This window comes from Glutamicibacter sp. BS14, from assembly GCF_056934375.1.
In genome coordinates this window covers 723,445-736,904 of the sequence record NZ_CM167801.1, presented here as the reverse complement: position 1 = coordinate 736,904, position 13,460 = coordinate 723,445, and the positions used below count along the sequence as shown (strand labels likewise).

At 62.0% G+C, this 13,460-nt stretch carries 10 protein-coding genes; 7 read left to right on the top strand and 3 right to left on the bottom strand.

The features are described from left to right. Positions 1 to 6: 6 nt before the first annotated feature. Entirely contained in the window at positions 7 to 1,503 is a 1,497-nt protein-coding gene (locus AC1Z36_RS03490) for a 4-hydroxyphenylacetate 3-hydroxylase N-terminal domain-containing protein (RefSeq protein WP_105656461.1), read from the bottom strand. A gap of 247 nt (positions 1,504 to 1,750) precedes the next feature. Between AC1Z36_RS03490 and AC1Z36_RS03485 the strand changes: the two genes are divergently transcribed. Further along, positions 1,751 to 3,121 (top strand): MFS transporter, encoded by a 1,371-nt coding sequence (locus AC1Z36_RS03485; protein ID WP_286134075.1) that lies wholly within the window; start codon positions 1,751 to 1,753, stop codon positions 3,119 to 3,121. A 168-nt stretch (positions 3,122 to 3,289) separates the two neighbouring features. Then, on the top strand, positions 3,290 to 4,618 hold the full coding sequence (locus tag AC1Z36_RS03480; RefSeq protein WP_105656462.1) for an NtaA/DmoA family FMN-dependent monooxygenase: 1,329 nt from the start codon (positions 3,290 to 3,292) through the stop codon (positions 4,616 to 4,618). A gap of 3 nt (positions 4,619 to 4,621) precedes the next feature. Here the strand turns inward: AC1Z36_RS03480 and AC1Z36_RS03475 are convergent, their stop codons facing one another. Continuing rightward, positions 4,622 to 5,560: a LysR family transcriptional regulator gene (locus AC1Z36_RS03475; protein WP_146112225.1), complete on the bottom strand. Its 939-nt coding sequence runs from the start codon at positions 5,558 to 5,560 to the stop codon at positions 4,622 to 4,624. A gap of 99 nt (positions 5,561 to 5,659) precedes the next feature. On the opposite strand from AC1Z36_RS03475, the gene AC1Z36_RS03470 reads away from it, so the two are divergent. Both AC1Z36_RS03470 and AC1Z36_RS03465 read left to right on the top strand, forming a co-directional pair. After that, positions 5,660 to 7,225, top strand: coding sequence for an FAD-binding oxidoreductase (locus AC1Z36_RS03470; RefSeq protein WP_105656464.1), 1,566 nt, complete (start codon positions 5,660 to 5,662; stop codon positions 7,223 to 7,225). Positions 7,226 to 7,451: 226 nt separating this feature from the next. After that, a complete protein-coding gene (locus AC1Z36_RS03465; RefSeq protein ID WP_332486465.1) occupies positions 7,452 to 8,120 on the top strand; it encodes a hypothetical protein in 669 nt (222 codons plus the stop codon). Between the two features lie 93 nt (positions 8,121 to 8,213). Here the strand turns inward: AC1Z36_RS03465 and AC1Z36_RS03460 are convergent, their stop codons facing one another. After that, the gene (locus AC1Z36_RS03460) at positions 8,214 to 8,924 is read right to left on the bottom strand and encodes a GntR family transcriptional regulator (protein WP_181148781.1); all 711 of its coding nucleotides are present in this window, start codon (positions 8,922 to 8,924) and stop codon (positions 8,214 to 8,216) included. Between the two features lie 135 nt (positions 8,925 to 9,059). Here AC1Z36_RS03460 and AC1Z36_RS03455 point away from each other — a divergent pair, with 135 nt between their 5' ends. The 3 genes from AC1Z36_RS03455 (at position 9,060) to AC1Z36_RS03445 (ending at position 13,447) form a co-directional block, all read left to right on the top strand. Next, entirely contained in the window at positions 9,060 to 11,042 is a 1,983-nt protein-coding gene (locus AC1Z36_RS03455) for a flavin-containing monooxygenase (protein WP_105656467.1), read from the top strand. 2 nt (positions 11,043 to 11,044) lie between these two features. Next, on the top strand, positions 11,045 to 12,415 hold the full coding sequence (locus tag AC1Z36_RS03450; protein ID WP_105656468.1) for a carboxylesterase family protein: 1,371 nt from the start codon (positions 11,045 to 11,047) through the stop codon (positions 12,413 to 12,415). Between the two features lie 147 nt (positions 12,416 to 12,562). Beyond that, on the top strand, positions 12,563 to 13,447 hold the full coding sequence (locus AC1Z36_RS03445; RefSeq protein ID WP_105656469.1) for a VOC family protein: 885 nt from the start codon (positions 12,563 to 12,565) through the stop codon (positions 13,445 to 13,447). Positions 13,448 to 13,460: the final 13 nt, after the last annotated feature.

The following is a 13,460-nucleotide window of genomic DNA, read 5'->3' as shown; positions in this document are numbered from 1 at the left end:
GCTTCCCTAGGCGCGCGTTGCCGCGGCGTCCAGGTCCAGTGCGGCCTGCTCGGCGATCACCGGGCTGATGCCCACCTCGGCGAACATCGCCTCGAAGGCACCGGTCTCGCCCTTCATCTGCGCCTTGCGGTGATCCAGCCCGCGGGCACGGCTGACCGACCCCAGGTAGAAGCGCTCGTACAGTTCGATGCGGCTGCCCAGGGCGGATCCGGCGAAGTCCCAAGCGGTGCGGAAGATCTTGGCGCGTTCCTCCGGCGCGATGCCGTTGGCTCCCGGCAGGTACTTCTTGAGCAGTGGGCCCAGGCGCGGGTCCTCGAAGGAGGCCGCGGTCGGGGTGGCCAGCAGGTTGTGGCTGCCCATGGACTTGATGATGTCGTTCACGCGGGCCATCCAGATGGGCATCATGGTGCGCAGCGCGGAGATGTCGTCGTGGCAGAAGAACGCCCCGCCGCCACATTCGGACGCGTTGACCTCGGCCGAGTGGATCACGGCGCGGGCGATGCGCAGGTAGGAATAGATCTCGCCGAGCATCGATGCGGTGTCCGGCTTGTTGTCGGTGGCGGTGACCTTGGCCATCTGCACGCACAGGTCGTAGGCGAACTCCAGCTTCACCGAGGCGCGGATGGCGGTCTGCTGCTGGGTGTTGCCGGTGGCGGTGCCGGCGTTCAGGGAATTGTAGACATCGAGCTGGCCGTCGATGAACACGCGATCCCAAGGGACCAGCACGTCGTCGAAGATGATGACCGCATCCTGCTCGTCGAAGCGCGAGGAGAACGGCTTGTCCACTACCGGCTGGTCCACGCCGTAGTGGTCGCGGCAGACCGAGACCACGCCGCTGGTGGCGACCGGGATCGCGAAGGACAGCGCGTATTCCTCGTAGCCCTTCTGGATGGGCACCGCCGGGTAGACATAGAGCTCGTCGGCGATCGGGCCCAGGGTGGCGAGCATCTTCGCGCCGCGCACGATCAGGCCTTCAGCGGTGCGGTCCACCACGCGCAAGGTCAGCTCTTCATTGATGCCCTGCAGTTCGCCAACCGACTTGTCGATGGCCGCGTGCACGATGGTGTGGGTCAGCGCCAGGTCGTTTTCCTGCACATGGCGCCAGTAGTTCTCCAGACGCTCGTAGTAGACCGGGTCGCCGGACTTGGCGAAGATGTCCGGGCGCGAGGCGTGGCCGGCGAGCACCACGTTGACGTAGTCGGGGGTGCGGCCGAGCATGCCATTGGAGTAGCGGGCCAGGCGGTCGAACGCGCGGTGGCGGCGGGCGATGTCTTCTGCGTTCTTGGGACGCAGCAGGGAGACGTTGTGCTGTTCGCCAGTCTGTTCGTCGTTCATCAGGCAGTCATCGGCGTACTTGTGCTGGTAGTCGAAGTAGGCGGCCATGCCGTTGATCGAGCCGGCAAATGCCGGGTGCTCGGTAACGTCAATGCGCTGATCGCCCAGCCAGACCTCGCGGGAATCCTTGAGCCCTGCCAGGTACTGCTCTCCAGTGCGTGCACTCATCTTCGCTGCTCCTTATCGGGCGTCCCGCTGAGCGGGTTCAAAAATATATTCTGTGCATCAGTTTATATAACTCATGTGACCCAGATCAAGCTCTGGGCCGAAGAATTTTTCCAAACCCGCAAGATTACGCGGTTTTCAAGGGCCAAAGAAAATATTATCCGTCTTAAAATGCGTAAAAAGTGGACAAGGTTAGTGAAATGAGCCACTATGGCTTAAGTCACATCAGCGATCAGGAAGGGTTCTCGACGTGTCCGACTCGCAACAGAACCAGCCAGTGCCGGCAATGGAGCCAAGCGACTCCCTCAACACCAAGGATTTGCGCCGCATTCTCGGATCCAGCTTCTTGGGCAGCGTCATCGAGTACTACGACTTCATCTTGTACGCCACTGCGGCGTCGCTGATTTTCGACAAGGTCTTCTTCGGCAACCTGAGCCCGGGCTTGGCACTCTTCGCCTCCTTCGGCACCTTGGCCGTCGGATACATTGCCCGCCCGCTGGGCGGCATTGTCTTCGGCCACTTCGGCGACCGCCTTGGCCGCAAGAAGATGCTGGTGCTTTCCATGATGATGATGGGCGTAGCCACCGTTGCCATTGGCCTATTGCCGACTACCGCAACCATTGGCGCAGCTGCCCCGGTCATCCTGGTCTTGCTCCGCGTGGTCCAGGGAGTCGCAGTTGGCGGCGAATGGGGCGGCGCCACCCTGATGGCCCTGGAACATGCACCCGCTTCCAAGCGCGGTTTCGCAGCTTCCTTCGCTAACGCCGGCGCACCGGCCGGTGGCCTGCTGGCCACCTTCCTGGTTTCCTTCATCTCCTTCTCCACCGGTGATGCGTTCCTGGAATGGGGCTGGCGCATTCCGTTCATCTTCTCGGCAGTCCTGATCATCATCGGCATGGTGATCCGCCTGAAGGTCGCAGAAACTCCGGTCTTCCAGGAGCTGGATGCCAAGGCCGCCGAGCGCAAGCAGGAGCGCAAGACTCCTATCTCGCTGGTGCTGAAGAACCATTCGCGCACCGTCATCATCACCCTGATCGCTTCCCTTGGCTTCTACACCTGCCAGGGCGTGCTGACTTCGTGGGGCGTTTCCGAAGCAGCGGCCCAGGGCGTGGACCGCTCCTTTGTGCTGAACACCAAGGGCTACGCGGCCATGGTCACCATCGTGATCTGCCTGCTGGCCGCCAAGCTCTCGGACAAGTACGGCCGGAAGATGATCCTGACCATCGGCGGCACCGCCGGCATCCTCTGGGCCTTCCCGGCAGTCTTCCTGATGAGCAACGGCACCGGCTGGGGCTTCGCAGTTGCAGTCATCGTCGGCAACGGCGTCATCCAGGGCATCCTGGCCGGACCGATCGGCGCCTACATCTCCGAGCTGTTCCCAGCTGATGTCCGCTACACCGGCGCCTCACTGGCCTACCAGGGCTCCTCGACCCTTGGGGCCGGCTTCACCCCGATGATCTGCACCGCGCTGGCCGTCAGCTTCGGCATCACCGCCGTAGGCATCTTCTGGGTGGCAATCCTGATCGTCGGACTGGTCGCCATCCGCATCAGCCCGGAAGGCGCCGCCCTGCCTCCCAAGGCAGCCGCGTCAGCGCCGTCCAACGCAAAGCTGAACGCCTGAACCCCGGCACCGGTCCGCGTATCAGTTGATACGCGGACCAGCTCTTAACACCAAACATCAATTTTTCTGAACGCTATGGCGCAAAAGTTCTCCATTTACGACTTTAGAGACTCTTGAAACCATGGACTCAGTGCTTCCCGTCACATCCGCAGGAAAGGATGAGTTTCAATGACTCCCAAGAACCCCCAGCACATGGTGCTCACGACCTTCATGCTCCCCGCTGGCTACCACAAGGATTCGTGGCGCATGGATGGCTCGCGCTCCGAAGAGCTGGCCAACCTGGAATTCGTCTACGACCTGACCAAGATGGCTGAAGACGCCAAGCTGGACGCCATCTTCTTCGGCGACATCGTCCATGCCAACACCGTAATGCGCGGCGATATTAAGATGAACGGCTTCTACGAGCCGATCTCGGTACTTTCCGCACTGGCAGCACGCACCAAGAACATTGGCCTGATCGGAACCGTTTCCACTTCCTTCTCGGAGCCTTACAACCTGGCCCGCCAGATGGCCGGACTGGACCACATGTCAGGTGGCCGCGCCGGGTGGAACATCGTGACCAGCTCCGATGGTTTCCAGAACTTCGGCATGGACTGCGCGCCGGATCCGGCCACCCGCTACCGCCGCGCCACCGAGTTCGTCGAGGTAGCCAACCAGTTGTGGGATTCGTGGGAAGACGACGCCGTCACCAACGACAAGGAGTCGGCATGGTACGTGGACACCGACAAGATCCATCCGATCAACCATGAGGGCGAATTCTTCAAGGTGCAGGGCCCGATCAACATGCCGCGCAGCCCGCAAGGCCGCCCGGTGCTGGTGCAGGCCGGCTCTTCGGGACCAGGCATGGAACTGGGCTCCTCGGTGGCCGATGGCATCTACACCGCGCAGCCGCTGAAGGAACCATCGGTGGAGTTTTACGCCAAGTTCAAGGCGATGGCGGCTGCCAAGGGCCGCAACCCCAACGACATCAAGATCATCCCGGGCATCCTGCCGATCCTCGGCGACACCCAGGCCGAAGCAGATGAGCTGGCCGAGGAACTGGCCAACCACATCCACCTGGAAAACGGCCGCGTGCAGGTGGGTGCCGATCTGAAGATGGATCTGTCCTCGCTGGACTTCAACGAGAAGATTCCCGCCGAGTGGTTCTCCGATGACCCCGCCCTGGGTTCGCGCTACCAGATCTACCGCCGCAAGTCGGTGGACCAGGGCATGACCCTGCGCGAGCTGATCGTTGACCTGGCCCGCTCCACCGGACACCAGTGGATGGCCGGCACCGCCTCGGCAGTGGCAGACCGCATGATCGACTGGTTCGATTCCAAGGCCTGCGACGGCTTCAACCTGAACGCCCCGTTCAACCCAGGCGGCTTCAAGCTCATCTGCGACAAGCTGATCCCTGAATTGCAGAATCGTGGCTACTTCCGCACCGAATACGAGGGCACCACCCTGCGGAATAACTTCGGATTGTCCTACCCGTCCTCGATCCGCACGCGCGTCTAGCCGCTAGCTGCGCCGGCCCGCATTCTCGAAGAGTTCCGCGGCGACTTCCACCCAGGCTTGGGCACGGGAGTTCAGCCGCGAACTGCGGGGCCAAGCCACCGAAACCGGAACCACGGCGATATTTTCGTCATCGAGTTTCAGCGGCTTGAGCACCACGTTCAGCTCTTCATAGGGTGCTTCCAGGGCCGGCTGCTGGAACAGCACAGCCACCCCGCGGCCGGTACTGACCAGCGAGCGCACGGTCGCATAGGAACGCGAGCGGTGCCGGATCATCGGTTCCAGCCCGCTGCCCTGGTACAGGCCGAGAATGCGCTGGGTGATCGGCTCGGATTCGAAGAGGACCAGCGGCTCCTCGGCAATTTCACGAAGCGACACTGAGGGGTTGCCCGCCAGCGGATGCCCCGAAGGCAGCAGTATCTGTGCTTCGGCCATCGCCACGGTGGCCGAACGCAGGGCCGGGGAGATCTCCGATCCGTAGAGGAAGGCGACATCGATGGAACCATCCAGCAGTGCATCCTGCATTTCCTGGTGGAACCCCTCCAGGAAATCGACCTCCACTTTCGGGCATTGCTGGGCGAAGGCGCTGAGCATCGGAGGAATGATGACCGGGCCCAAGGGCATGAAGCAGCCAACTGTCAGCGGGCCGGCAAGCTCTTCGCGGGTTCCTTGCCCCATGGTCTCCAGATCATGGGCCCGGTCAAGCAGCTCGCGGGCCTGGAGCAGCACCGTCTTGCCACTCGCGGTCAGCGTCAGCCCCTTGGCCCGGCGCTTGACGGCCAGCTCGGCACCGACGATGCGCTCGAGTTCGGCGATGGACATGGAGATCGCCGAGGGCGCGAGGTGCAGTCGCCGGGCGGCTTCGGCCATGGTTCCGGCTTCGGCAGCGACAACGAAATGCCAGAGCTGGCGCAAGGTCAGCTGCGGGTGGGACACAAGGCTCATGACATCAAGCTTATTGATGATGACCGCAAACAAAACAAGATTTTTAGATTAAGACAGTGAGGCCGCGGCGCTAGCCGGTGGCCAGTAGAAGGGTGAATCATGGATCGTCGTGAAGAATTTCTTCGGGCAGCCAAGGAAATCGTTGGCGCAGAAAACGTTGTTCCCTTGGGAGATTCCGAGGGCTATCTTGATCCCTACCCGTTGAACCCGGGCCGTGCCCCGTGGCCCGGTGTCCGCCCGGCCAACACCCAAGAAGTCCAAGGCATCGTCAAATTGGCCACCGAGCACGAGGTCGCGTTGTGGACCTTCTCCTGTGGCAAGAATCTGGGCTACGGCGGCCCGGAGCCACGCGATACCGGCATGGTGGCGCTGGACCTGAGCCGCATGAACCGCATCATCACCGTAGATGACCGCCTGTGCTACGCCGTGGTGGAGCCCGGCGTCACCTTCTTCGACCTCTTCGAATACATCAAGGAACGCGGCCTGAAGGTGTGGATGTCGGTGCCGGCGCTGGGCTGGGGCTCGGTGATGGGCAATATGCTCGACCGCGGCTACGGCATGACCCCGCTGGGCGACCACGTGAAGTCCCTGTGCGGCATGGAAGTAGTCATGCCCGATGGCGACCTGGTCCGCACCGGCATGGGAGCGATGGACGGCACCGAGCTGGGCCCGATCTTCCAGGGAGGCTTCGGCCCGACCTTGGATGGGCTGTTCACCCAGTCCAACTACGGAGTGGTTACCCAGGTCGGCCTGTGGCTGATGCCAGCACCGCACACCTACGTCAATGGCGATATTTTCGTCGATGACGAGGCGCACCTGCCGCAGCTGATCGACATCCTCACGGCTCTGCGCCGCGAGGAAATCATCCAGAACAACGCGCTGTGCGGCAACGTCGTCCGCGCCGCGACCATGCGCGGATCCCGTGCCGACTTCTGGGACGGCGAAGGCTCCATTCCGGACTGGCGCCTGGAAGAAATGCGCCAGGAATTCGGTATTGGCCAGTGGAACTGCAAGTTCGCTTTCTACGGCGACCGTGAACTATGCGAACGCCGACTGCAGATCGTCAAGGACCGGATCAGCGTGATCCCCGGTGCCCGCGTTGACGCCCGGTTCTACTCGGGCGAAGAGGGCCTGGCCTTGCAGCATGAGGACATCGCCACCCAGGACCGCACCCAGATGGCAGGCGTCCCGACCTTGAAGCCGCTGTCCACCGTGGGCTGGGCCGCCGAAAACGGCGGACACATCGACGCTGCGCCGATCATCCCGGCTCGTGGCGAACTGGTGGCCGAGTTCTACCAGGAAGCCAAGAAGCTCTACGAGAAGCACGGATTCGACCTGTACATCGGGTACCACCTGTATCCGCGCCATATGGTTCATGTGACGATGATCTTCTTCGAGCGCGGCAACGAAGAGATGCTCACCCGTGCGCGCGCCCTGTACTCCGAGCTGCTCGATGCTGCCCGCGCCCGCGGCTACGCACCGTACCGCAGCCACGTGGACTACATGGACCGCATTGCCGACGGCTTCGATTTCAACGGCAACGCAGCACGCCGCCTGCAGGAGAAAATCAAGGATGCGCTGGATCCAGCGGGCGTCCTGGCCCCGGGCAAGCAGGGCGTCTGGCCTGCACGCTTCCGCGAGGATCGTTCAAGCGTCCAGAGCTAGGCATTGGCGCTTGAGCCGCAACAATCCCCTTGCCGCACCAGCGGCAAGAGGATTTCTTGCCAAGATGCAGGCCGTATCCCGATAATATCCCAGCGGAGCTGGCAGGACAGGGTAGTGGGCGCAATTCGGATAGAACAGGTGGCAACTCGACAAGCCTGACCGCCAATGACGCTCGCAATCCAGTGCCTGCCCCCTATCAAGCAGGAGCAAAGTAGACTGAAAACCAGTGGGACAAGCCAGCGAATGCAACGTATGGCAACGGGAACAACGCCACGCACCAATTGCTCGCCAGCATGGGGCCGAGCCATCCATTCCGGCCCTCGGCACGAATCAAGGTGAGATGAAAGAGCAAGCCGTACAGAGCGAACCGTATATCTTGGTTCCGCACACGGTGACGGACCTCGACGATTTCGTCGCGCATCCCGAAAACTACCTGGTGAGCATGTTCCAGGAGCCTGAACGCGCCGCCGGCATTTGGCGGGATCGATTGAACAGAAACCCGTACGGCAGTGAAGGTTTCCTCTCCCTGTCGTACCACGGGATCGTTTTGATTCCGGGCGAGCTGTGGGGTGAAGTGACGGGAATCTGGTTCGAGTTGATTGAACTTGTCGAGGAGTACCTGCAAACGGGTTCGGCTGAACGGCTGTTTCCAGGCCAGCCCGTACCACTTCGCCTGGAAGCGAGGGGACGGTCGACGCTTTTCACTGTGAACCAGCTGAAGCACCGCGTTGACCCCAGCGACTTCATTCCTGGAATCCTGAATGAAGCCCATCGCTACTTCACTTGGGTTGAAGAAAACATCGGAACCGGCGAAGGCCAGGCTCTCCAAGCCGTAGAATCCTTGCGCTCCAGTTTCTCGAACAGGCGCATTCCCACGCGAAAATCGCGATTCTGACGTCTGAAGCTGGGTTGCCGCGGAGGCGCCGCAAAACAGGCTCGCAGATCCGCCCATCCCGACCCGGGTGCGGACTTGCCGTGAAGGTTCTGGCTACTTGAGCAGCTTGACGTGCGGCAAGCAGGCCAAGCCCACCTCGCCGCCATTTTTCACCGCGCTGAGCGTGGTTTCGTAGTGGGCGCGCAACAGCTGCCCCGCCAAGTCGGCATCGCGATCCAATGCGGCGTTCAGGATGTCGCGGTGCTCCTTATCCAGATCGCGCTTGGCGTCGCGAGTTGCCGGCCCGGCCCAGCGCCCGTAGAGCTGAATCAAATCAGACAGGGTGCGAGTCACCTCGGTGAGCAGCGGAACACCACAGGCCTCTACGAGCTTGTCATGGAAGTTCTGGTGCGCGTGATTCCATGCCGGGGTGTGATTATCCGGGTCTTCGTCCGAACGGCGCGGGGTGCGCTCCAGGGTGTGGTGCGCGGCCATCAGCTCGCTCTCCCACTCCAACGGTGCACGCTCGAAGCCCAGCGAGATCGCCAGCTGCTCGTTGACGCAACGCATCTCCACAATGTCGGTCAGTTCTGCCAGCGACAGCTCGGGGACGAAGAATCCCTTGTTAGGGCGAAGGGTGACTAGCTTGTCCCCCACCAGCCGGGTCAACGCTTCGCGAATGACCGTACTCGAGGTTTCGTAATGCTCAGAAAGATGCGTGAGCTGCAGCCGGGCACCTGGTTCCCAGCGCCCATCCAGGATATCGGTGCGCAGGGTGTCGCGGATGTGCTTTGACATCGTCTCTGAATCGGTGCGTTTCGCCATGACACAAATCATACCAAAGTCGGCAAAGAATACATTTTTAGTTGACTTATGCATAACCAAGAGGTGACACTGGTTACATCACGCGCCTGCCGGCCCTGTCGCGCACGGCCCGAAAAGACTTGCTAGGAGTAACCAATGAGCGAATCACTGATCGAGACCGCCGCCACCAAACAGGTAGATGACCTGTACTGGCGCGCAAACTACTCTGCTATCACCGAAAGCGACGAGCAGCTGCGCAAGATCGTTGCAAGCACCGACCTGCCGCCACTGATGGTGGCCCTGGCCGCGGCAACCGGCGATTACTCGATCCTTCGTGATGAGCTGCGTCCACCGCAGCCGCCGGTTGATACCGTGGGCCAGCCGCACGGCGGCATGGACGCCGCAGCTCAGGAAGCGGCCCGCGAATTGGCCTTCGAAGCACTGCGCCGGATCCGCGATGAAAAAATCACCTCAGTGGAGACCCTGGACGACGAGCAGGCCACCACGATCCTGGACTGGATCACCAACCAGGCCACCACCGATTACCACCAGATGCTCAAGCACGACATGGCATTGGTTCCCGAAGTGAGCGGCGCACCGGCCTTCACCAAGGAACAGGTTGCTCCCACCCGCGACTTCACCGTGGCCGTCATCGGCTCGGGCGTGGCCGGCATGGCTGCCGCCTACCGCCTGAAGCAGGCCGGTTTGGACTACACCGTCTTCGAGAAGGGCCACGAAGTGGGCGGTACCTGGTGGAAGAACACCTATCCGGGCGTGCGCCTCGATACCCCCAACTACGCCTATTCATTCTCCTTCGCGCAGCGCGATGACTGGCCCCAGCAGTTCTCCGAAGGCCCCGAGATCCACAAGTACACCCGCGACGTCGCAGAACGCGGCGGCATCACGCAGAACATCCAGATGGGCACCGAGGTGCTTTCGGCTACCTGGGATGAAGAAGACGGACGCTGGGTACTGTCCATGATCGTGGACGGCGGCGAAGTCCAGGAACGCCGCTTCAATACCGTCCTGACCGCCGTCGGCCAGCTGGACCGCCCGAAGTTCCCCGATACCCCGGGCCACGACACGTTCGCCGGCATCCACGTGCATTCGGCCGAATGGAAGCCGGGCATCGATTTGAAGGGCAAGAAAGTTGCCGTCATCGGCACCGGCGCCAGCGCCTACCAGATCGTCCCAGCCATCGTGGACGAGGTCGAAGAGCTCAAGATCTTCCAGCGCTCCTCCCCTTGGATGCTGCCTACCCCGTTCTACTACGAGGACATGCCCGAATCGGTGACCTGGCTAGTCGAGCACCTGCCGCAGTACGGCCAGTGGCTGCGCTTCTGGCAGCACTGGCTGGGCGTCGAGGGCCGCCAGCACACCACCGCCGCGGATCCTAACTGGACCAAGGAAGGTTCAGTGTCCGCGGTCAACGAGCGCGTGCGCCAGCAGCTGACCGAGATGCTCAAGGAGCAGTACGCCGATCGCCCGGACCTGCTGGCCAAGGTCACCCCGGACTACATCGTGGGCGGCAAGCGCATGCTGCGCGATAACGGCGTGTGGGCCAAGAGCCTGAAGAAGCCGCAGACCACCCTGGTCACCTCGGGCATGAGCGAAATGACCGAGGCCGGGATCATCGATGGCGACGGCACCCTGCACGAGCTGGACGTCATCATCTACGCCACCGGCTTCCAGGCTTCCGAATTCCTCGAGCCGCTGCGCATCACCGGCCGCGAGGGCAAGGACATCCACGAATACTGGGGCGGCAACGCCACCGCCTTTGCCGGGGCCACCGTGCCGGGTTTCCCGAACCTGTTCATCGTTTCCGGACCGAATACCGGGCATGTGGTCAACGGCTCGCTGTTCTCGATGATCGAGTACGGCCTGACCTACATCCTGGATGCACTGAACATTGTGCTGGAGAAGGATCTGAAGGCACTGGACCTGAAGCAGGAGGTGCTCGATGCGTTCGTGGCGGATCTCGATGCCGCCAACGCGCAGAAGGCCTGGGGCCACCCCGAGGTGCACACCTGGTACAAGAACAAGTTCGGCCGCGTCTCGCAGATCTGGCCTTACCCGATCGTCGAGTACTGGAACATCACCCGCGCGGTCGACCAGTCGCAGTACACGGAAATCCGCTAGGCATGGGGGTTTACAGCTACGCGCAGCGCAGCGCCGGGCGCTTCGGCAAGCTCAGTGAAGCCACCGGACTCACCGCAGCGCAGCCGGCAATTTTCCCGCAGGCCCCAGGTTCGCTCGACTGGCTGCTGGGCCCTGCCTTGCAGGAACTGCCGCAGTCCGAGGATGCTTTCCAGGTTGCGGTGTTCGCGCCCGAGAGCGCCCAGGACCTTCCGGTGATGGTTTTCCTTCCCGGCGGCGGCTTCGTTTCCGGCGCGGGCACCGTGCGCTGGTACGACGCGCAGGACTTTGCCGAGAAGCAGAACTGCGTGGTTGCCGTGGTCAACTACCGCATCGGATTGCTGGCCCACAACCAGCAGGTGGGCGGCGGGAATACGCCGCCCGAAGAACTGCTCTTGGCCCTCGAATGGGTACAGCGCAATATTGCTGAGCTCGGTGGCAACCCGCAGGAAGTCACCCTGGCAGGCCAGTCCGCAGGTGCCTTCTGGGCCTTCGCATTGGCCCAGCTTGAGGCAGCCCGTGGACTGTTCGACAGGCTCTACGTTGGTTCGCTGTCCTTCCAGCCGCCGATGGGTGAAACCCAGGCGCAGGAACGCAATGCGGTGATGGTCCAGGCGCTTAATGGCACCGCCTTGGCCGAGGCAAGCACCGAGCAGCTCTTGGCTGCCGGCACAGCACTGGCCCAGGCTTGGGCCGGGCGCGGCTTGGGTCTCTACCCGAGTGCCGATGAGTCCGTTCCGGCGGATCTTTTTGATACCGCGCGGGCAGTCGAACGCCTGCATGTGAAGCAGCTATTGCTGTCCTACACCGCCGATGAGGCAAGTGCCTTCATTGGCATGGCCCCCGAGCAGGCATTCACCCTCGATAGTGTGCGCGGGTTTATTGCAGGGAACTTCAATGAACCGCAAGAAGTCTTCGACGCACTGATTGCCGCAGAACCGCAAGCAACGGCCAAGTCACTCATGGTTAGGGCGATGAGCCTGCACCAGATTCAACTCTATGCCGTGGAATTGGCCGATGCGGCAGCCGCTGCCGGCATCCAGGTGCAGCTCCTGGGCTTCGAAGTTCGCTCCCCGTTGCCTCACGCTGGTTCGGCCCACTGCTTAGAGCTGCCGTTCCTCTTTGGCAACCGTGAGCGCTGGCAGGATGCCCCGATGCTCGATGGCGTGGCCGATGAGCTCTTCGAGCAAACGGCGAAGGTTCTGGGTGATGCCCTAGGGTCATTTATCCGCCTGGGAACCGCAGCTACCAGCGATAATAACGCTCTTGCTGTGCATCAGAAGGGTGCTCAATCGCTGACAGCACTGGGGGAAACAGGCCTGATCAAGCGCGAAATTCAGCGTCAGTTCAGCACCAGACGCCCGGTCTTGGCCTAGTCTTTGCGCGCCTGTTCTTGCGGACCAGCAGGTCCGCTTGGGCAGGCGCGCGAGTCTTTTTCCGAAAACACTAGACAATCTAACTTAATGTGAATAATCTAATTATCTAGATCATAATATTTTTATCGTCTACAGAAGGGATCCACCATGGCTTGGGGATTAATCAGGGAAATGGGCCACGTGTCCATCCAGACCAATGACATCGAAGGATCCATCTTCGACGCCACGCAGCTGCTCGGCCTGCGCGTCACCGAACGCACCGGCAACGAGGCCTACCTCGCAGCGAACTCAGTGCACCACGAGCTGACCTACGTCGAGTCCGAAGTCAACGGCATCCACTCCCTGGGCCTGATCGCGCAGAACGGCGACGCGCTGCGCGAGATCCGCAAGCGCGTAGCTAACGAGAACTTCAGAATCGTCTCCGAAACCCCGGTCTCCGCCGGCGTGCAGGACGGTTTCTCGTTCATCGGCCCCGAAGGCTGGATCTTCGAGGTCTACACCGGCATGCAGCACAACGACCGCGGCCTGCTTTCCTTCGGCCCGGACCGCTACGGCCACATCAATTTCCACCCGCGCGACGTGCGCGGCATGATGGAATTTTTGCGCCGGATCTTCGACTTCCGCCTCTCGGATGTCATCGGGGATGACTTCGCCTACTTCATGCGCTGCAACCCGGATCACCACGGCATCGCGCTGATCAAGGGCCAGGGCACCTTCCACCACCACGCCTGGCAGGTCCAGTCGATCGGCGACCTCGCCAAGCTCGGCGACCGCCTGGGCGCGGCCGGCCGCGAACTGATCTGGGGCCCGGTCCGCCACGGCGCCGGCCACAACATCGCCGCCTACTACGTGGAAACCTCCGGCGCGGTCGTGGAGCTCTACACCGATTTGGAGCAGATCTACGACGATGAGCGCGATCCCATTGTCTGGGGCGAAGACGAGAACTGGTGGAACATGTGGTCCAACCGCCGCACCGAGGACTTCCGCACCTTCGGCATTCCCACTGTCACCGAACTGAAAACCTTCATCTAGAACACCCGAAAGG